The sequence below is a fragment of the Streptomyces sp. NPDC044063 genome (genome assembly GCF_056434285.1).
Genome location: NZ_JBWKFM010000011.1, coordinates 201,586 through 219,029, shown reverse-complemented (window position 1 = coordinate 219,029; position 17,444 = coordinate 201,586). Strand labels below are relative to the sequence as shown.

The following is a 17,444-nucleotide window of genomic DNA, read 5'->3' as shown; positions in this document are numbered from 1 at the left end:
GGGTCGGACGGGGGCCTCTCGCGTGTGCGGGCCCGAGGGAGACGGACTAGAAGACCGACTCCGCCTCGTTCATCCGGTCCTCCGGGACGCGCTTGAGCTCGGTGACGGCGTCGGCCAGCGGCACCATCTCGATGTCCGTGCCCTTGAGGGCCGTCATCATGCCGAACTCGCCCCGGTGGGCGGCCTCGACGGCGTGCCAGCCGAAGCGGGTGGCGAGGACGCGGTCGTACGCGGTGGGCGTGCCGCCGCGCTGGACGTGGCCCAGGATGACCGGGCGGGCCTCCTTGCCCAGGCGGCGCTCCAGCTCGGTGGCGAGCTTGGTGCCGATGCCGGCGAAGCGCTCGTGACCGAACTGGTCTATGGCGCCCTTGGCGTAGTCCATCGACCCCTCGACCGGGTGCGCGCCCTCGGCGACACAGATGACGGCGAACTTCTTGCCCCGGGCGAAGCGCTCCTCGACCATGGCGACGAGGTCGGCCGGGTCGAAGGAGCGCTCGGGCAGGCAGATGCCGTGGGCGCCGCCGGCCATGCCGGACTCCAGCGCGATCCAACCGGCGTGGCGTCCCATGACCTCGACGACCATCACCCGCTGGTGGGACTCCGCGGTGGTCTTGAGGCGGTCGATGGCCTCCGTCGCGACGCCGACGGCGGTGTCGAAACCGAAGGTGCGATCGGTGGAGGAGATGTCGTTGTCGATGGTCTTCGGGACGCCGACGACGGGCAGGCCCGCGTCGGAGAGCATCTTGGACGCGGTGAGCGTGCCCTCGCCGCCGATCGGGATCAGCACGTCGATGCCGAGGTCGCGGGCGAGCTCCTTGGAGCTCTCGCAGGCCTCGCGCAGCCGGGCGCGCTCCAGGCGGGAGGAGCCGAGGATGGTGCCGCCGCGGGCCAGGATGCCGCTGACGGCGTCCAGGTCGAGCTTGCGGTGGCGGCCTTCGAGCAGACCCTTGAAGCCGTCCTCGAAGCCGATGACCTCGTCACCGTGGCCGACCATCGCCCGGTGCACCACCGAGCGGATGACAGCGTTCAGGCCGGGGCAGTCTCCGCCCGCCGTGAGGACTCCGATGCGCATCGTGCTGTGTCTCCTGCTCGCTATTGGTACCTGTGAGCCAGGCCGATTGTTTCATGGCCGACGGCCTGCGTCGCCTTCCACCGTCACCCTACTGACGAGCGCTTTATCCATGGGCGCAGGTATTGTCAAGAGGTAAAGCCCACCCTAACGGGTTTATTTTCAGCCGAGCACGAGCCGAGAACATAGGAGAGCACGCGTGACGCGCAGCGTGTACGTGACCGGGACCGACCGGGGCGACGGGCGCCAGGTCATCGAGCTGGGAGTCATGGAGCTCCTCACCCGTCATGTGGAGAAGGTGGGCATCTTCCGCCCCCTCTTCCACGGCGACGGTCCCGACCGCCTGGTGGACCTGCTGCGGTCGCGCTACCGGCTGACGCAGGGCGCCGCCGACGTGGTCGGCATGACCTACGCCGACGCCGCCGCCCTCCAGGCCGAGCGGGGCACCGACGAGCTGGTCTCCCGGCTGGTGGAGCGCTTCCACGCCGTCGCGCGGCACTTCGAGTACGTCCTCGTGCTGGGCACCGACTTCGCCGGCACCACCCTCCCCGACGAGCTGGCCCTCAACGCCCGGCTGGCGAACGAGTTCGCCGCCTCCGTGATCACCGTGGTCGGTGGCCAGGACCAGTCCGCCGAGTCCGTGGACGCCGAGGCCCGCAACGCCCACCGCGCCTACGCGTCGCTGGGCTGCGACGTCGTCGCCCTCGTGGTCAACCGGGTCGCCCCCGCCGACCGCGAGCCGATCGCCGAGCGGCTCTCGGCCACCCTGCCGGTGCCCTGCTACGCGCTGCCGGAGGACGGCACCCTGTCGGCGCCGACCGTCCGCCAGATCGTCCGGAAGCTGGGCGCCGAGGTGCTGCTCGGCGACGACGCCGGCCTCTCCCGCGACGCCAAGGACTTCGTCTTCGGCGGCGCCATGCTGCCGGTCTTCCTGCCCGCCCTGACCGAGGGCTGCCTGGTGGTGACCCCCGGCGACCGCGTGGACCTGATCGTCGGCGCGCTCGCCGCGCACAGCGCGGGTGCCCCCGCCATCGCCGGTGTGCTGCTGACCCTGGACGAGCGCCCCGGCCCGGACATCCTGGCCCTCGCCGGCCGGCTGGCCCCCGGCACCCCGGTCGTGTCGGTGCCCGGCGGCTCCTTCCCCACCGCGGCCGAGCTGTTCGCGATCGAGGGCAAGCTGGAGGCGTCCTCGCCGCGCAAGGCCGAGACCGCGCTGGGCCTCTTCGAGCGGCACGTCGACACCGCCGAGCTGACCGACCGCATCGCGGTGGCCCGTTCCGAGCGGGTCACGCCGATGATGTTCGAGCACGAGCTGATCGAGCGCTCCCGCTCCGCCCGCCGCCGCGTCGTCCTGCCCGAGGGCACCGAGGAGCGCGTGCTGCGCGCCGCCGACGTGCTGCTGCGCCGCGACGTCTGCGACATCGTCCTCCTCGGCGAGGAGGAGGCCATCCGCAAGCGCGCCGCCGAGCTGAGCATCGACCTGGGCGAGGCCCAGCTGATCGACCCGGCGACCTCGCCGCTGCGCGAGCGCTTCGCCGAGATCTACGCCAAGGCGCGCGCCCACAAGGGCATGACCGTCGAGCTGGCGCACGACGTCGTCGCCGACGTCTCCTACTTCGGCACCCTGATGGTCCAGGAGGGCCTGGCCGACGGCATGGTGTCCGGCGCGGTGCACTCCACCGCCGCCACCATCCGCCCCGCCTTCGAGATCATCAAGACCGCGCCGGGCGCCCAGATCGTCTCCTCGGTCTTCTTCATGTGCCTGGCCGACCGGGTCCTGGTCTACGGCGACTGCGCGGTCAACCCCGACCCCGACGCCGAGCAGCTGGCGGACATCGCCATCCAGTCCGCCGCGACCGCCACCCAGTTCGGTGTGGAGCCGCGCATCGCGATGCTGTCGTACTCCACCGGCACCTCCGGCTCCGGCGCCGACGTCGACAAGGTCCGCAAGGCCACCGAGCTGATCCGCGAGCGCCGCCCGGACCTCAAGGTCGAGGGCCCGATCCAGTACGACGCCGCCGTCGACGCGGCCGTCGCCCGGACCAAGCTCCCCGGCTCCGAGGTCGCGGGCCGGGCCACGGTCCTGATCTTCCCGGACCTCAACACCGGCAACAACACCTACAAGGCCGTGCAGCGCTCGGCCGGCGCCGTCGCGGTCGGCCCGGTCCTGCAGGGTCTGCGCAAGCCCGTCAACGACCTCTCGCGCGGCGCGCTGGTGCAGGACATCGTCAACACCGTCGCCATCACCGCGATCCAGGCCCAGGGCGAGCAGCGCGGCGAGCGCACCGAGCCGTAGCCCGGCCGCGGGGCCGGGGCACTCCCCCGGCCCCGCACCCCGGCGCCCCACCCCGTATCCCCCCACACCCACCGCTACCGGAAAGCCCAGATGACTTCCAACGCCACCCGAGTCCTCGTCCTCAACTCCGGCTCCTCCTCGGTCAAGTACCAGCTGCTCGACATGGCCGACGGCGCCCGCCTGGCCGCGGGCCTGGTCGAGCGCATCGGCGAGGAGACCTCGCGGCTGGCGCACACCCCGCTGGCGACGGGCGGCGCCAAGCGCGAGCGCGTCGCGCCCATCGCCGACCACGCCGCCGCGCTGAGCGCCGTCGCCGAGGAGCTGGCCGCCGACGGGCTGGGCCTGGACTCCCCCGAGCTGGCCGCGATCGGCCACCGCGTCGTGCACGGCGGCAGCGAGTTCACCGCCCCGACCCTGATCACCGACGAGGTCGTCGCGGAGATCGAGCGCCTGATCCCCGTCGCGCCGCTGCACAACCCGGCCAACATCACCGGTATCCGCACGGCCCAGGGCCTGCGCCCCGACCTGCCGCAGGTCGCGGTCTTCGACACCGCCTTCCACACGACGATGCCGGAGTCGGCCGCGCGCTACGCGATCGACACCGCGACGGCCGACGCGCACATGATCCGCCGCTACGGCTTCCACGGCACCTCGCACGCGTACGTCTCCCGCGAGACCGCCAGGCTGCTGGGCAAGGACCCGTCCGAGGTCAACGTCCTCGTGCTGCACCTGGGCAACGGCGCCTCGGCCTCCGCGGTGAAGGGCGGCCGCTGCGTCGACACCTCCATGGGCCTGACCCCGCTGGAGGGCCTGGTCATGGGCACCCGTTCCGGTGACCTCGACCCGGCGGTGCTGCTCCACCTGTCCCGCAACGCCGGGATGTCCGTCGACGAGATCGACTCGCTCCTGAACAAGAAGAGCGGTCTGATCGGACTGTGCGGCGACAACGACATGCGCGAGATCCGCCGGCGCATCGACGAGGGCGACGAGCGGGCGGCGCTCGCCTTCGACATCTACGTGCACCGGCTGAAGAAGTACATCGGCGCCTACTACGCGGTCCTGGGCACGGTCGACGCCGTGGCCTTCACCGCCGGCGTCGGCGAGAACGCCGCTCCCGTGCGCGAGGCGGCCATGGCCGGTCTGGAGCAGCTGGGCCTGGTCGTGGACGCGGATCTCAACCAGATCCGTTCGGACGAGCCGCGGCTGATCTCCCCCGGGTCCGCCCGGGTCGCGGTGGCCGTGGTGCCCACCGACGAGGAGCTGGAGATCGCCACGCAGACGTACGCGCTGGTCAGCTCTTGATCATCGACCGTTGGTTGGTCGTTCCCACAGCACGAATATTCCGCTCCGAAACAAACCGATAGGATCTGCCCCATGCGCCGTTCCAAAATCGTCTGCACCCTGGGCCCCGCCGTCGACTCCTACGATCAGCTGAAGGCGCTGATCGAGGCCGGTATGAACGTGGCCCGCTTCAACATGAGCCACGGGACCCACGCGGAGCACGAGGAGCGGTACGTCCGCCTCCGCAAGGCCGTGGAGGAGACCGGTCGCGCGGTCGGCGTCCTGGCCGACCTCCAGGGCCCGAAGATCCGTCTGGAGACCTTCGCGGACGGCCCCGTGGAGCTGGTGCGCGGCGACGAGTTCACGATCACCACCGAGGACGTCCCGGGCGACCGGACGATCTGCGGCACGACCTACAAGGGCCTGCCGGGCGACGTCGCCAAGGGCGACCAGGTGCTGATCAACGACGGCAACGTCGAGCTGCGCGTCACCGAGATCGACGGCCCGCGCGTGAAGACGATCGTCATCGAGGGCGGTGTCATCTCCGACCACAAGGGCATCAACCTGCCCGGCGCGGCGGTGAACGTCCCGGCGCTGTCCGAGAAGGACATCGAGGACCTGAAGTTCGCGCTCGCGATGGGCTGCGACATGGTCGCCCTGTCCTTCGTCCGCGACGCCGCCGACGTCCGTGACGTCCACCGCGTCATGGACGAGGTCGGCCGCCGCGTGCCGGTCATCGCCAAGGTCGAGAAGCCGCAGGCCGTGGACAACATGGAGGAGGTCGTCATGGCCTTCGACGGTGTCATGGTGGCCCGTGGCGACCTCGCGGTGGAGTACCCCCTGGAGCGCGTCCCGATGGTGCAGAAGCGCCTCATCGAGATGTGCCGCCGCAACGCCAAGCCGGTGATCGTCGCGACCCAGATGATGGAGTCGATGATCACCAACTCCCGGCCGACCCGCGCCGAGGCGTCCGACGTCGCCAACGCGATCCTGGACGGCGCGGACGCGGTCATGCTCTCCGCCGAGTCCTCGGTCGGCGCCTACCCGATCGAGACCGTCCGGACGATGTCCCGCATCGTCGAGGCGGCCGAGCAGGAGCTGCTCTCCAAGGGCCTCCAGCCGCTGGTCCCGGGCAAGAAGCCGCGCACGCAGGGCGGTTCCGTGGCCCGTGCCGCATGCGAGATCGCGGACTTCCTGGGCGCCAAGTCGCTGGTCGCCTTCACCAAGTCCGGTGACACGGCCCGCCGGCTGTCCCGCTACCGCGCGGCCCAGCCGATCCTGGCCTTCACCACGGACACCGCGACCCGCAACCAGCTCACCCTGAGCTGGGGCGTCGAGACCTTCGTCGTCCCGCACGTGGACAACACCGACGCCATGGTCGACCTGGTCGACGCCGAGCTGCTGAAGCTCAAGCGCTACAACGACGGCGACACGATGATCATCACCGCCGGCTCCCCGCCCGGCGTCCCCGGCACCACCAACATGGTGCGGGTGCACCACCTGGGCGAGAACCGCTAGGTTCCGCCGGGCTCGGCGCGGCGCGAAGGCCGCCACCCCCGAGGGGGTGGCGGCCTTCGCCGTGTCCTACCCTTCGCTCCCTGATCACGCACCACCCGCAAGGAGCACCCGTGTCCCTCATGGACCGCCGCCGCAGACAGACCTTCGAAGCCGCGACCCCGATGCTGGCCCCCGGTGAACGAGTCGACCTCATCACCTGCGTCAACGTCGGCACCGTCTCGGTACGCCGGCAGGTGGCGACCGCCGCGCTCGCCGGCGTGCTCAGCGGCGGCACCATGATGGCGACGGTCCGGCCCCGGCAGATGTACCTCGTCCTCACGGACGGACGCCTGCTGTTCTTCGACGCCTCGACCGCGACCGGGAAGCCCGGCAAGCTCCTGATCGAGCTGGCGCGCCCTTACGTGGCGGCGGGCCCGGCCCGGAAGGGCATGCTCGGCCTCACGCTGATCATCGAACTGGCCCTGGCCGGCAGCGCCGAAGGCCTCAGGCTGACCTTCCCCTCGCCCTGCCGGGCGGACGGCCGGCAGCTGGCGGGGCTCCTGCCGGCCGCCCCCTGATCAGGGGTACGTGCCCTCCGTCAGGTACTGGTGGAGGTTGGGGATGTGCAGCGTGCCGCCGTACTGGCCCGACTGGCGGATCTTCACGTCGGTGAAGAAGATCGGGATCGGCAGTTTGACCCCGGGGATCAACGGCGGCGGGCTGGTCGGCGACTGCGTCGACGGCAGCAGGCCCAGCAGCCGGCCCTTCAGCTCCTCGGTGTACATGGTGATCCGGCCGCCCTTGACGGTGGACTCCGTCCCCACGCCGGTGACGTGGTACTCCTTGCCCTCGCTGTTGATGATCTGGTGGAGGTCGCGGATCGCCAGCGCGTCCGCGGTGAACTTCAGGACGGACTTCTGCTCGCCGTTCACCGTCGTGATCTTCTTGACGCCCTCGTAGGTCAGCCCCGTGAGGGTGAGTCTGCTCGCCTCCAGGTACCAGGGCTGGCGGGGGAAGGCGCGCTTCTCGTTCTCGTCGACGACGTTCGGGCGCGGGCAGGGCGGCGGGGTGCCGTCGCCCCGGCCGGGACCGGCCGTGCCGGACGGGCCGGGCGAGGGCGTACCGGGCGGGGGCGTACCGGCGGGCGGGTCCTCCGGCCGGTCCTCGGTGTCCTTCGCCGTGCCGGGCGTGCCCTTCGACGGCCCGGGCGTGCCCTTGGCCGCGTCGCCGGGTCCGCCGTCCCCGGTCCCGCCGGCCGGTGGCCGCGGGGACCCGGAGGGCGAGGAGGAGGGCGAGGCCGGGGCGGACGAGGGCTCCGCCGGCTTCGCCTCGCCCTTGCGGCCGGTGAGGATGTCGCCGAGCTTCTCCCCCAGGCCCAACGGGTCCAGCGGGTTCGCCGACCGCGACGGCGAGGCGGAGGGCGAGGGGGACACCGGGGACGGCGGAGCGGCCGGCCCGGCCGTGGGCGAGGCGCCCGGCCGCGGCTCCTGCTTCGGCCGTGGCCGCTCGGCCGACGGGGAGCCGGAGGGCTCGCGGCCCCGGCTCGTGGCGGCGTCCCCGGACGTGGCGGGCTTGCCGGACGCGGACGGGGAGGGCGACGGGGACGGCGATCCGCTCGGCCGCTCCGACGGATCGGCCGCGTCCTCGGGCGCGGCGTCCGGGGCCGTGACGCAGCCGGCGTCCCCGAAGGGGTTCGCCGGCGGTACCGGCTTGGCCTGGGCCAGGGTCGGTGTGAGCCCCATGCCCATCAGCACCGCGCCGGGCATCGCCGCGAGCGCGACCGCCTTGCCGGCCGGCATGTGCAGCCGGGACAGCAGGGGTCTGCGCGGCGCGGCGTGCCGCGGCCCGGACGCGGCGGGGCCCGGACGGCCCTCGCGCTCGTGGTCAGTCGGCACGGTGACCCCCGCCGGCCTCCTCGGCCGGTGCCGCGGGCAGCGGTGTGCCGGGCGCCCAGGAGACCCCGAGCCCGCCGCCGACGAGGGCGAGCAGGAAGCCGATCAGGAAGGCGCCGAAGTTCGCGACGACCAGGGAGACCAGCGCGAGCAGGATCGCGGCGACACCGGCGAAGACCCGTGACTGCGGCTGGAACCACATGGTCAGGCCGAGCACGATCAGCAGCACGCCGATGATCAGGGATCCGGCCCCGGCGGTCGTGGCCAGGCGGATGTGGAGATCGCCCAGCGTCATGGTCTGGTACGGGATGTACATGATCGGGGCGCCGGCCAGTATGCACAGCAGGCCGCCCCAGAAGGGACGCCGGCCCCGCCAGTCCCAGAACGAACGGCGGGTGCGGCCGAGAGTGTCGGTCAGCCGTGGTCGCGTTTCGGCGCTCATGGTGTACAGCTCCTCGGGACGGGCGCTTCGGTGGTACGTGGCGCGGGTGGGGGAGACGAGGGCGCGGGAGCGGGCCGGGCACGGGTACGGGACGCCGAACCGCCGTCCCGCACCCGCCCGTTCAGTGCGTCACCGCGTCACTTGGGCAGTTCGCACTTGGCCTTGCCGAAGGCGACGCTCATGTGCAGACCCGGCAGGGTGAACGTTCCCGCCGAGGTCGCCCAGGCCCGCTGGTCGACGTTCTCGAACCAGACCTCGTCGGCCTGCTGGGCGAACGAGCCGCCCACCCACTTGCCCTGGCCTTCCTTGCCGGGCGCCGCCGGGCCGGGACCCTTGGTGGTGTTGTCGACGGAGACGCCGATGTCGACGTTCTTGAAGGTGGCGTCGGCCTTGAGGTCGTCCGCGTCGATGTAGAGCTTCTCCGCCGTGACGGCCTTGCCGCCGCCGGCCTCCAGCTTCATCGACACGTCGCCGAGCGGGCCGAGCGGGATGGAGACCGCCTGGCAGAGGTTGTTGATGTCCGCCTCGTTGATACCGACGACGGCGACGGCCTTGTTGCCCGCCTTGGTGGCGTCCAACGCGCCGTACTGGACGAACCCCTTGCCGTGCAGCTTCCCGGCCGTCACCTGGAACTGCTGGCCCGAAACGCTGAACGACGCGGCCAGCGCGCCCTGCGCGACGGCCACTCCGATCGCGGCTGTCGCCGCGACGCTGGGGACCATCACCACGGCGAACCGGCGCCATCTGGTCCCGCCACGAGTCTGGGACTTCACGACTTTCCTCCTTCTCGGACGTACATCTCCGAGCGGGCCGCGAAGCCCGTGCCCGGGATGGGAGAAGTGCTACGTCCTCGGGAAGGAGAGCGCCGTCGCACGCTGCGGCACGCACCGTACCCACTGCACATCGGCGTTCACCCCCGAGCGACAACCACTGGCCACGCCTGCGCGCAACCGCGGGAACAGGCCCCTCCGTCGCCGGCGGGGACCCCCCTGCTCCGAACCGGTGCGGAACGCACCGGTCCACCCGGTGGGGACCCATACACCGCGTACCGGACGGGCCGGATCGCGGTGATGGACCGGGCTGGGCCGATCGTGGTGCATTCACGGCCTGTGCACAAGAGGTTCATTACTCACGAGTAACGGACGGATGACCAACGGGGATCGGGTCCGCATCGGACGATCATGCGAAGGTACCCCTGCGTGGTCGCCGCGGGGCGGAGAAAACAGAAGAACCCGGGCGGAAAGCCCGGGTTCCTCTTACTCGCAGTAACAGAGCGCACGTTTACCAAGTTTTGGCAAAGCGCGGCGGCTGTGCCTCTTGGGGCGCAGGGGGTGGACGCCCGTCAGAACAGCGCGCGGGAGAGCGCCGTACGCGCCGCCGTCACCCGCGGATCGTCAGGACCGATCACCTCGAAGAGCTCCAGCAGCCGCACCCGCGCGGCGTCCCGGTCCTCCCCGGCCGTACGCCGGACGGCGTCGATCAGCCGCCCGAAGGCGTCGGCCACATGCCCGCCCACCAGATCCAGGTCGGCCGCCGCGATCTGCGCCCGCACATCGCCCGGGGCGTCGGCCGCGGCCTTGCGGACCTGCTGCGGGTCCACACCCTGGACGCGCTGGAGCAGCTCGGCCTGCGCCAGGCCCAGCTTGGCCTCGGCGTTGCCCGGGTCGTCGGACAGGACGTTCTGGTAGGCGCGCACCGCGCCGCCGAGGTCACCGGCGTCCAGCGCGTCGTGCGCGGCGCTCAGGGCACCGTCGTACGGACCCGCCGGGGCGGCCGGCGCGGCCTGCTCGCCCTGGCCGGACCGACCCGGCTCGACCGGCAGGCCCACGATGCCGAAGCGCTGCTCGGCCACCGCGATCAGCTGGTCCAGGACCTCGCGGATCTGCGCCTCGGGCACGGCGCCCTGGAACAGCGGCAGGGCCTGACCGGCCACGACGGCGAAGACCGCCGGGATGGACTGGACACCGAACTGCTGGAAGAGCAGCTGGTTGGCCTCGACGTCGACCTTGGCGAGCACGATGCGCCCGGCGTACTCCTGCGCCAGCCGCTCCAGGATTGGGCTCAGCTGCTTGCACGGCTCGCACCAGTCGGCCCAGAAGTCGACGACGACGGGCACCTCGGCGGAGCGCTGCAGGACCTCCTGCTCGAAACCGGCCTCGTCGACATCGAGGACGAGCCGGACACCGGCGGTGGGCACACCCTGGCGCGCGGCCTCGGCCCGCGCCTGCTCCGCCTTCTGCTTCGCTTCCCCGGCCGCCTTCACCGCGGCGAGGTCGACCACTCCACTCATGGACATGTTCCGTGGCTGCATGGGCCCATCCTCCCCCCTTCACGCGGTGAACCGGAAAAGTACGGCCGTAGCGGTCCGCTGTGACGCCGGGTCCCCACCTGGCGTCCGTGGTTGTCGCTCTTACGCTACGAGCCGTAGCGTAACTGCAACGATGGGGCACGCGGCAAGGTTTCCCCGTGATCTGCGTCTCACACCCGCCCACCTACTCGGCGGTAGGGTCCGCTCATGAGCTCCGCCTCCTCCCCCGCGCGGCGCCGCCCCGGCGCCGGCGGCCGCACGGGCCGGCCCCGCGATCCCGCGGCCGACCACGCGATCCTCCATGCGACCCGCACCGCGCTGGTCGAACTGGGGTGGGGGAAGCTGACGATGGGCGACGTCGCGGCGCGCGCCGGGGTCGCCAAGACCACCCTCTACCGCCGCTGGGCGGGCAAGAACGAACTGGTGGTGGACGCGGTCGCGGCCCTCTTCGACGAGCACCTGGACCTCCCCGACCGGGGCAGCCTGCAGGCCGACATCGAGGGCGTGGTGCTGCGGTTCGCGGAGCTGCTGGAGCGCCCGGAGACGAAGACCGCGCTGATGGCGGTGGTGGCGGAGTCCACCCGGGACGCGGCGCTGCGCGACCGCATCCGGTCCGCCATCGTGGACCGGCAGAAGTCGCTGGTGCTGCTGGGGCGGGAGCGGGCGCAGGCGCGCGGGGAGCTGCCGCGCGAGGACGACCCGGCGGCGGCCGCCCGTACCGCCGACCTGATCTTCGATGTGATCGCGGGCGCGGTGGTGCACCGCACGCTGGTGAGCGCCGAGTCCGTCGACGCGGAGTGGGCGCGGGGGTTCTCTGCGGTGCTGGTGGGCGGCCTGGGAACGGCGTCGCCCGCCGGCCGGGCCCTGGGCCCGGCCGGCGGGAGCGGCGCGCACGGCCGTCCCGGGGAGGACGGCCGCGGTGGTACGAACGGCGCGGGTCAGAAGCCCGCGGGCTCGATGTAGACGCCCCACTCCGCGCGCAGGACGTCGCAGATCTCGCCCATCGTCGCCTCGGCCCGGACGGCCCGGAGCATCGGCTCGATCATGTTCGAGCCGTCGCGCGCCGCGGCCAGCATCTCCGCCAGCGCGGCCTCGACCCGCGCGTCGTCGCGGTGCGCCTTGCGATCGGCCAGCACCCGCACCTGCTCGCGCTCGACCTCGTGGCTGACCCGCAGGATCTCCAGGTCGCCGGTGACCGAGCCCTCGTGGCAGTTGACGCCGACGACCCGCTTGGCGCCCTTCTCCAGGGCCTGCTGGTAGCGGAAGGCGCTCTCGGCGATCTCGCCGGTGAACCAGCCGTCCTCGATGCCGCGCAGGATGCCGGAGGTGATGGGCCCGATGGGGTGTTTGCCGTCGGGGTGGGCGCGCAGACCGCGCTCCTTGATCTGCTCGAAGATCTTCTCCGCGTCGGCCTCGATGCGGTCGGTGAGCTGCTCGACGTACCAGGAGCCGCCCAGCGGGTCGGCGACGTTGGCGACGCCGGTCTCCTCCATCAGCACCTGCTGGGTGCGCAGGGCGATCTCGGCCGCCTGCTCGCTGGGCAGCGCCAGGGTCTCGTCGAGGGCGTTGGTGTGCAGCGAGTTGGTGCCGCCGAGCACCGCGGCGAGGGCCTCCACGGCGGTGCGCACCACGTTGTTGTACGGCTGCTGGGCGGTCAGCGAGACACCGGCGGTCTGGGTGTGGAACCGCAGCCACTGGGCCTTGTCGGTCGTCGCGCCGTAGACCTCCTTCATCCAGCGGGCCCAGATCCGGCGGGCCGCGCGGAACTTGGCGATCTCCTCGAAGAAGTCGACGTGGGCGTCGAAGAAGAAGGACAGGCCCGGGGCGAAGGTGTCGACGTCCAGCCCGCGGCTGAGGCCCAGCTCCACGTAGCCGAAGCCGTCGGCGAGCGTGTAGGCGAGCTCCTGGGCGGCCGTGGCCCCGGCCTCGCGGATGTGGTAGCCGGAGACGGACAGCGGCTTGTAGGCGGGGATGTGGCGCGTGCAGTGCTCCATCAGGTCGCCGATGAGGCGCAGGTGGGGCTCGGGCGGGAAGAGCCACTCCTTCTGCGCGATGTACTCCTTGAAGATGTCCGTCTGGAGCGTGCCGTTGAGCACGCCGGTGTCGACGCCCTGCCGCTCGGCGGCGACCAGGTACATGCAGAAGGCCGGGACGGCGGGCCCGCTGATCGTCATCGACGTGGTGACGTCGCCCAGCGGGATGTCCTTGAAGAGGATCTCCATGTCGGCGGCGGAGTCGATGGCGACGCCGCAGTGGCCGACCTCGCCCAGCGAGCGGGGGTCGTCGGAGTCGCGGCCCATCAGCGTCGGCATGTCGAACGCGACGGAGAGGCCGCCGCCGCCCGCGGCGAGGATCATCTTGTAGCGCTCGTTGGTCTGCTCGGCGTTGCCGAAGCCCGCGAACTGCCGGATGGTCCAGGTCCGGCCGCGGTAGCCGGTGGCGTGGAGACCGCGGGTGAAGGGGTACTCGCCGGGCCAGCCGATGCGCTCGAAGCCCTCGTAGGTGTCGCCGGGGCGGGGCCCGTAGAGGGGGGCCACCTCGTCCCCGGAGAGCGTGGAGAAGTCGGCGTCGCGCTTGCGGGCCTTGTCATAGCGGGCCTGCCAGCGGCGACGGCCCTCCTCGATGGCTTCAGCGTCCATGCTTCAAATTTACTAGGACGTCCTAGTAAATGTCGATGGGCAACCGCCGGGCGCGTCCTGCGCCCGGCGGTGAAGACCTCAGGCGACGGCCGGCGCCTCGGCGGCGATCAGCGGCTCGATCTCCCGGGTGACCTTGCGCTCGACGACGAACGCGGCGGCGGGAATCGTCCCGGACACCAGCACCCAGATCAGCTTGCCCATGGGCCACTTCGCCTTGGAGCCCAGGTCGAAGGCGAAGACCAGGTAGATGATGAACAGCACGCCGTGGATCTGGGAGATCACCAGCGTGGCGCCCGCGCCCGTGTCGAAGCCGTACTTGAAGACCATGGCGGTGCAGAGCACCAGCAGCATTACGGCGGTGAGATAGGCCATCACCCGGTAGCGGGTCAGCACGCTTCGCTTCATGCCCATGAGCGTAACCGCCCGATTTGCGCGATCTTCGCGCGGGTCATTCCCCGGCGAAGTCGCCGGAGGCGACCCGCAGCGGCCGCAGCATGCGGAAGATCTCCCCGCACTCCTCGGCGTCGTACGCGTCGAGGCCGAAGTCCATCGCCATCAGGTCGCGGGTGGCCGACTCCACGACCTCGCGGCCCTTGTCGGTGATCGACGCGAGGGTGCCGCGGCCGTCCTCGGGGTTGGGGCGCTTGGCCACCAGACCGGCCTTGACCAGGCGGTCCACCGTGTTGGTGACCGAGGTCGGGTGGACCATCAGCCGCTCACCGATCTTGGACATCGGGAGCTCGCCGGCCTTGGAGAAGGTCAGCAGCACCAGCGCCTCGTAGCGGGCGAAGGTGAGGCCGTACGGCTTGACGACGGCGTCGACCCGGCCGAGCAGGATCTGGTGCGCCCGCATGACCGAGGTGATCGCGGCCATGGACGGCACGGAGCCCCAGCGCTGCTTCCAGAGCTCGTCGGCGCGCGCGATGGGGTCGAAGGAGAGGCTGAGCGGCTTCGGCACCCGACCGAGCGTACCCGCCGGGCGCGCCCCGCCCGGCCCCGTCCCGGAATCCGGGACGGGGCGGCGGGAAGCGGCGGCTCAGCCCTCGGCGCTTTCGGCCAGGTGCCGCTCGACCGTGGCGACCTTGGAGGTCAGGCCGTCGGTGACGCCCTGGCGGATGTCGGCCTTGAGCACGAGCGAGACCCGGCCGCAGCGCGCCTCGACGGCGGCCACGGCGCGCTTGACGACGTCCATGACCTCGTCCCACTCGCCCTCGATGGACGTGAACATGGCGTCCGTACGGTTCGGCAGGCCGGACTCGCGGACGACGCGGACCGCGTCGGCGACATACGCGCCGACGTCCTCGCCGGCACCCACCGGCGTCACGGAGAAGGCGACGATCATGCGTTGACCACGTTCTCCTTGCGGGCGCGGGCCGCGATGACGCCCGCCTCGGCCTCGCGGCGCAGCATGCGCTCGGCGAAGAAGCCGCCCAGCGGCAGGACGGAGAGGACGAAGTAGAGCGCGGCGGTCTTCAGGGGCCACTTGGTCTTGTTCCACGCGTCGATCCAGAAGATCACGTAGATGACGAAGAGGATGCCGTGGACGGCGCCCATCACCGGGACGGCGTTGAAGTCGGTGGTCCGCTTGAGCGCCGAGCAGACGAGCAGGAGCAGGAAGGAGACGGCCTCCGGGGCGGAGACCAGGCGGAGCCGGCGCAGGGCGGAGGTGGTCGTGAGGTCCACGGGGGCACTCCTTCGTCGGTGGTGGCGGGGCCGTCACAGCTTGTGACGGCGTTCACAAACTCCCCCATTGTCGCAGCCCGGGCGCCGATCACCGGGACGGGGGTCCCGTTCCGGGGCGTTGGGGGGCCTTTCCGGGCCCTGGGGCCTGTTGGAGCTGTATGTCCGCCCGCTAGCGTCGGGGCGTGGCTCAGTTTCGGCTCCACGGGAGCAAGGTCCTCGCCGTCGACATGACGGGGGACGCGGTCAAGGCCAAGAACGGGTCGATGGTCGCGTACGAGGGCGATATGGCGTTCAAGAAGATGACCGGAGGCGGTGACGGCCTGCGCGGCATGGTCACGCGCCGGCTGACCGGCGAATCGATGGAAGTCATGGAGGTGAAGGGGCACGGCACCTGCTACTTCGCGGACCGGGCGAGCGAGGTCAACCTGGTGACGCTCCGCGGTGAGACCCTGTACGTGGAGGCGAGCAATCTGCTCTGCACGGACGCGGGGCTGCGGACCGGGACGACCTTCACGGGCCTGCGCGGCGCCTCCCAGGGCAATGGCCTGTTCACCACGACCGTCGAGGGCTCCGGTCAGGCGGCGATCGTCTCGGACGGCACGGCGATCGTGCTGCGGGTGACGCCGCAGACGCCGTTGCAGGTCGACCCGGGCGCGTACATCGCGCACACCGGCCGGCTGCGGCAGCACTTCCAGTCGGGGGTGAACTTCCGGACCTTCCTGGGCGAGGGCTCGGGCGAGGCGTTCCAGATCCGCTTCGAGGGCGAGGGGCTCGTGTACGTGCAGCCGAGCGAGCGGAACACGATCGGGGGTGACCTGTGAGCGACGCACGCGCGGCCTCCGGGCCGCAGACGACAGCGAAGGCCGCACCTCTGCGCCGCGCGGGCGGAGAAGCGAACGAAGGGGATGCCTGATGACCTTCCGGTTGTTGAACTCGCGGATGGTCGAGGCCCAGGTGGTGCCGGGGCAGAAGCTGTTCAGCCAGCGCGGGGCGATGCTCGCCTACAAGGGCGACGTCTCCTTCACCCCGAGCATCGCCGGCGGTCAGGGCGGTGTCATGGGCATGATCGGCCGGCGGATCGCCGACGAGGCGACCCCGCTGATGACCGTGGAGGGCAGCGGGACGGTGATGTTCGGTCACGGCGGCCACCATGTGCACGTCGTCGAGCTCTCCGGGGACACGCTCCACGTCGAGGCGGACCGGCTGCTGGCCTTCGACGGCACCCTGCGGCAGGGCACGATGTTCATGGGGTCCCAGGGGGGCGTGATGGGCATGGTGCGCGGCCAGGTGACCGGGCAGGGGCTCTTCACCACGACCCTCAAGGGTCATGGCGCGGTCGCGGTGATGGCGCACGGCGGCTTCATCGAGCTGCCCATCACCCCGGGGCGGCCGGTCACGGTCGACCCCCAGGCGTACGTCGCCCACCGCGGCGACGTACGGAACAAGCTGTCGGCCGCGATCGGCTGGCGCGAGGTGGTCGGCCGGGGCAGCGGCGAGGCGTTCCGCCTCGAACTGTCGGGCACCGGCACGGTGTACGTCCAGGCCTCCGAGGAGAAGCTGTGAACGGCCCTGTCATCCATGACGTGACGACCCTGCCGTCGGACGACAACGTCAATCCGTACGCCTTCAGCGTCGACCTGAAGGGGCAGTGGTTCCTGCAGAAGGGGAAGATGATCGCCTATTACGGGCGGATCGACTTCCACGGCATCGGTCACGGCCCGCTGGACCGGCTGATCGCGGGCAGCTTCCACTCGCCGCTGCACGCCGCGGACTGGGTGGTGGCGGAGGGGCAGGGCAAGATGCTGCTCGCCGACCGCTCCTTCGACATCAACTCCTACGACCTGGAGGACGGCAACCTCACCGTCCGCTCGGGCAATCTCCTGGCGTTCCAGCCGTCGCTGTCGCTGAAGCAGTCCATCATCCCGGGGTTCCTGACCCTGATCGGCACGGGGAAGTTCGTGGCGGCCTCCAACGGGCCGGTGGTCTTCGTCGAGCCGCCCGTCCGGGTGGACCCGCAGGCGCTGGTGGGCTGGGCGGACTGCCCCTCGCCGTGCCACCACTACGACCACCAGTACCTGCGCGGCGTGATGGGCGGGGTGCGCCGGCTGACGGGACTGGGCGGGGCGTCCGGCGAGGAGCACCAGTTCGAGTTCGTGGGGGCCGGGACCGTCCTCCTCCAGTCCACCGAGCGGCTGATGGACGAGATCCCGACGGGCGACGCTCCTCCGGAGCAGGCCGGCGTCCCGCACGCAAGCCCCGGGAATCAGCCAATGACCCCGCGCCTGCCGGGCCAGCTGGGCGACCTCCAGCGCCGCTTCGGGCTGTGAGCGGTACCCT

18 protein-coding genes are annotated in these 17,444 nt (G+C 71.5%); 8 read left to right on the top strand and 10 right to left on the bottom strand.

The window, feature by feature from the left end; genetic code table 11:
* Positions 1-46: 46 nt before the first annotated feature.
* Positions 47-1,072 (bottom strand): ATP-dependent 6-phosphofructokinase, encoded by a 1,026-nt coding sequence (locus AC07BS_RS16475; RefSeq protein WP_478642359.1) that lies wholly within the window; start codon positions 1,070-1,072, stop codon positions 47-49.
* A 196-nt stretch (positions 1,073-1,268) separates the two neighbouring features.
* On the opposite strand from AC07BS_RS16475, the gene pta reads away from it, so the two are divergent.
* The 4 genes from pta to AC07BS_RS16455 all read left to right on the top strand — a co-directional run bounded on the left by pta (position 1,269) and on the right by AC07BS_RS16455 (position 6,721).
* Positions 1,269-3,365 carry a phosphate acetyltransferase gene (gene pta, locus AC07BS_RS16470; RefSeq protein ID WP_478642362.1) on the top strand — a complete coding sequence of 699 codons (2,097 nt, stop codon included), beginning with the start codon at positions 1,269-1,271 and terminating at the stop codon, positions 3,363-3,365.
* A 90-nt stretch (positions 3,366-3,455) separates the two neighbouring features.
* Positions 3,456-4,667, top strand: a complete 1,212-nt coding sequence (locus tag AC07BS_RS16465) for an acetate kinase (protein ID WP_478932727.1) — start codon at positions 3,456-3,458, stop codon at positions 4,665-4,667.
* A 72-nt stretch (positions 4,668-4,739) separates the two neighbouring features.
* Positions 4,740-6,164 (top strand): pyruvate kinase, encoded by a 1,425-nt coding sequence (pyk, locus tag AC07BS_RS16460; RefSeq protein ID WP_478642367.1) that lies wholly within the window; start codon positions 4,740-4,742, stop codon positions 6,162-6,164.
* A gap of 119 nt (positions 6,165-6,283) precedes the next feature.
* Positions 6,284-6,721: a hypothetical protein gene (locus AC07BS_RS16455; protein ID WP_478643185.1), complete on the top strand. Its 438-nt coding sequence runs from the start codon at positions 6,284-6,286 to the stop codon at positions 6,719-6,721.
* On the opposite strand, the gene AC07BS_RS16450 is transcribed toward AC07BS_RS16455, so the two are convergent.
* The 4 genes from AC07BS_RS16450 to AC07BS_RS16435 form a co-directional block, all read right to left on the bottom strand.
* On the bottom strand, positions 6,722-8,038 hold the full coding sequence (locus AC07BS_RS16450) for a hypothetical protein (protein WP_478932725.1): 1,317 nt from the start codon (positions 8,036-8,038) through the stop codon (positions 6,722-6,724). It lies immediately after the preceding gene.
* Positions 8,028-8,477, bottom strand: coding sequence for a DUF6114 domain-containing protein (locus tag AC07BS_RS16445; protein WP_478642371.1), 450 nt, complete (start codon positions 8,475-8,477; stop codon positions 8,028-8,030). Before AC07BS_RS16445 ends, AC07BS_RS16450 begins: the two co-directional genes overlap by 11 nt.
* Before the next feature lie 137 nt (positions 8,478-8,614).
* Positions 8,615-9,250 (bottom strand): DUF6230 family protein, encoded by a 636-nt coding sequence (locus tag AC07BS_RS16440; protein WP_478642373.1) that lies wholly within the window; start codon positions 9,248-9,250, stop codon positions 8,615-8,617.
* A 569-nt stretch (positions 9,251-9,819) separates the two neighbouring features.
* Positions 9,820-10,788, bottom strand: coding sequence for a tetratricopeptide repeat protein (locus tag AC07BS_RS16435; RefSeq protein WP_478642376.1), 969 nt, complete (start codon positions 10,786-10,788; stop codon positions 9,820-9,822).
* Between the two features lie 204 nt (positions 10,789-10,992).
* Between AC07BS_RS16435 and AC07BS_RS16430 the strand changes: the two genes are divergently transcribed.
* Positions 10,993-11,748, top strand: a complete 756-nt coding sequence (locus AC07BS_RS16430) for a TetR/AcrR family transcriptional regulator (RefSeq protein ID WP_478932722.1) — start codon at positions 10,993-10,995, stop codon at positions 11,746-11,748.
* On the opposite strand, the gene AC07BS_RS16425 is transcribed toward AC07BS_RS16430, so the two are convergent.
* From AC07BS_RS16425 to AC07BS_RS16405, 5 genes are all read right to left on the bottom strand, one after another.
* On the bottom strand, positions 11,724-13,424 hold the full coding sequence (locus AC07BS_RS16425) for an acyl-CoA mutase large subunit family protein (RefSeq protein ID WP_478642382.1): 1,701 nt from the start codon (positions 13,422-13,424) through the stop codon (positions 11,724-11,726). The genes AC07BS_RS16430 and AC07BS_RS16425 overlap by 25 nt on opposite strands.
* A 78-nt stretch (positions 13,425-13,502) precedes the next feature.
* Positions 13,503-13,829 carry a DUF3817 domain-containing protein gene (locus AC07BS_RS16420; RefSeq protein ID WP_478642385.1) on the bottom strand — a complete coding sequence of 109 codons (327 nt, stop codon included), beginning with the start codon at positions 13,827-13,829 and terminating at the stop codon, positions 13,503-13,505.
* Between the two features lie 43 nt (positions 13,830-13,872).
* Entirely contained in the window at positions 13,873-14,382 is a 510-nt protein-coding gene (locus AC07BS_RS16415; RefSeq protein ID WP_478642387.1) for a MarR family winged helix-turn-helix transcriptional regulator, read from the bottom strand.
* Between the two features lie 78 nt (positions 14,383-14,460).
* Positions 14,461-14,766, bottom strand: coding sequence for an MTH1187 family thiamine-binding protein (locus AC07BS_RS16410; RefSeq protein ID WP_478932719.1), 306 nt, complete (start codon positions 14,764-14,766; stop codon positions 14,461-14,463).
* Entirely contained in the window at positions 14,763-15,107 is a 345-nt protein-coding gene (locus tag AC07BS_RS16405) for a DUF3817 domain-containing protein (protein ID WP_478642391.1), read from the bottom strand. Before AC07BS_RS16405 ends, AC07BS_RS16410 begins: the two co-directional genes overlap by 4 nt.
* Before the next feature lie 182 nt (positions 15,108-15,289).
* Here AC07BS_RS16405 and AC07BS_RS16400 point away from each other — a divergent pair, with 182 nt between their 5' ends.
* The 3 genes from AC07BS_RS16400 to AC07BS_RS16390 all read left to right on the top strand — a co-directional run bounded on the left by AC07BS_RS16400 (position 15,290) and on the right by AC07BS_RS16390 (position 17,434).
* Positions 15,290-15,928 carry an AIM24 family protein gene (locus AC07BS_RS16400; RefSeq protein WP_478642393.1) on the top strand — a complete coding sequence of 213 codons (639 nt, stop codon included), beginning with the start codon at positions 15,290-15,292 and terminating at the stop codon, positions 15,926-15,928.
* Positions 15,929-16,019: 91 nt separating this feature from the next.
* Positions 16,020-16,670: an AIM24 family protein gene (locus AC07BS_RS16395; protein WP_478642396.1), complete on the top strand. Its 651-nt coding sequence runs from the start codon at positions 16,020-16,022 to the stop codon at positions 16,668-16,670.
* Positions 16,667-17,434 carry an AIM24 family protein gene (locus AC07BS_RS16390; protein WP_478642399.1) on the top strand — a complete coding sequence of 256 codons (768 nt, stop codon included), beginning with the start codon at positions 16,667-16,669 and terminating at the stop codon, positions 17,432-17,434. Before AC07BS_RS16395 ends, AC07BS_RS16390 begins: the two co-directional genes overlap by 4 nt.
* The last annotated feature ends 10 nt before the right edge of the window (positions 17,435-17,444 follow it).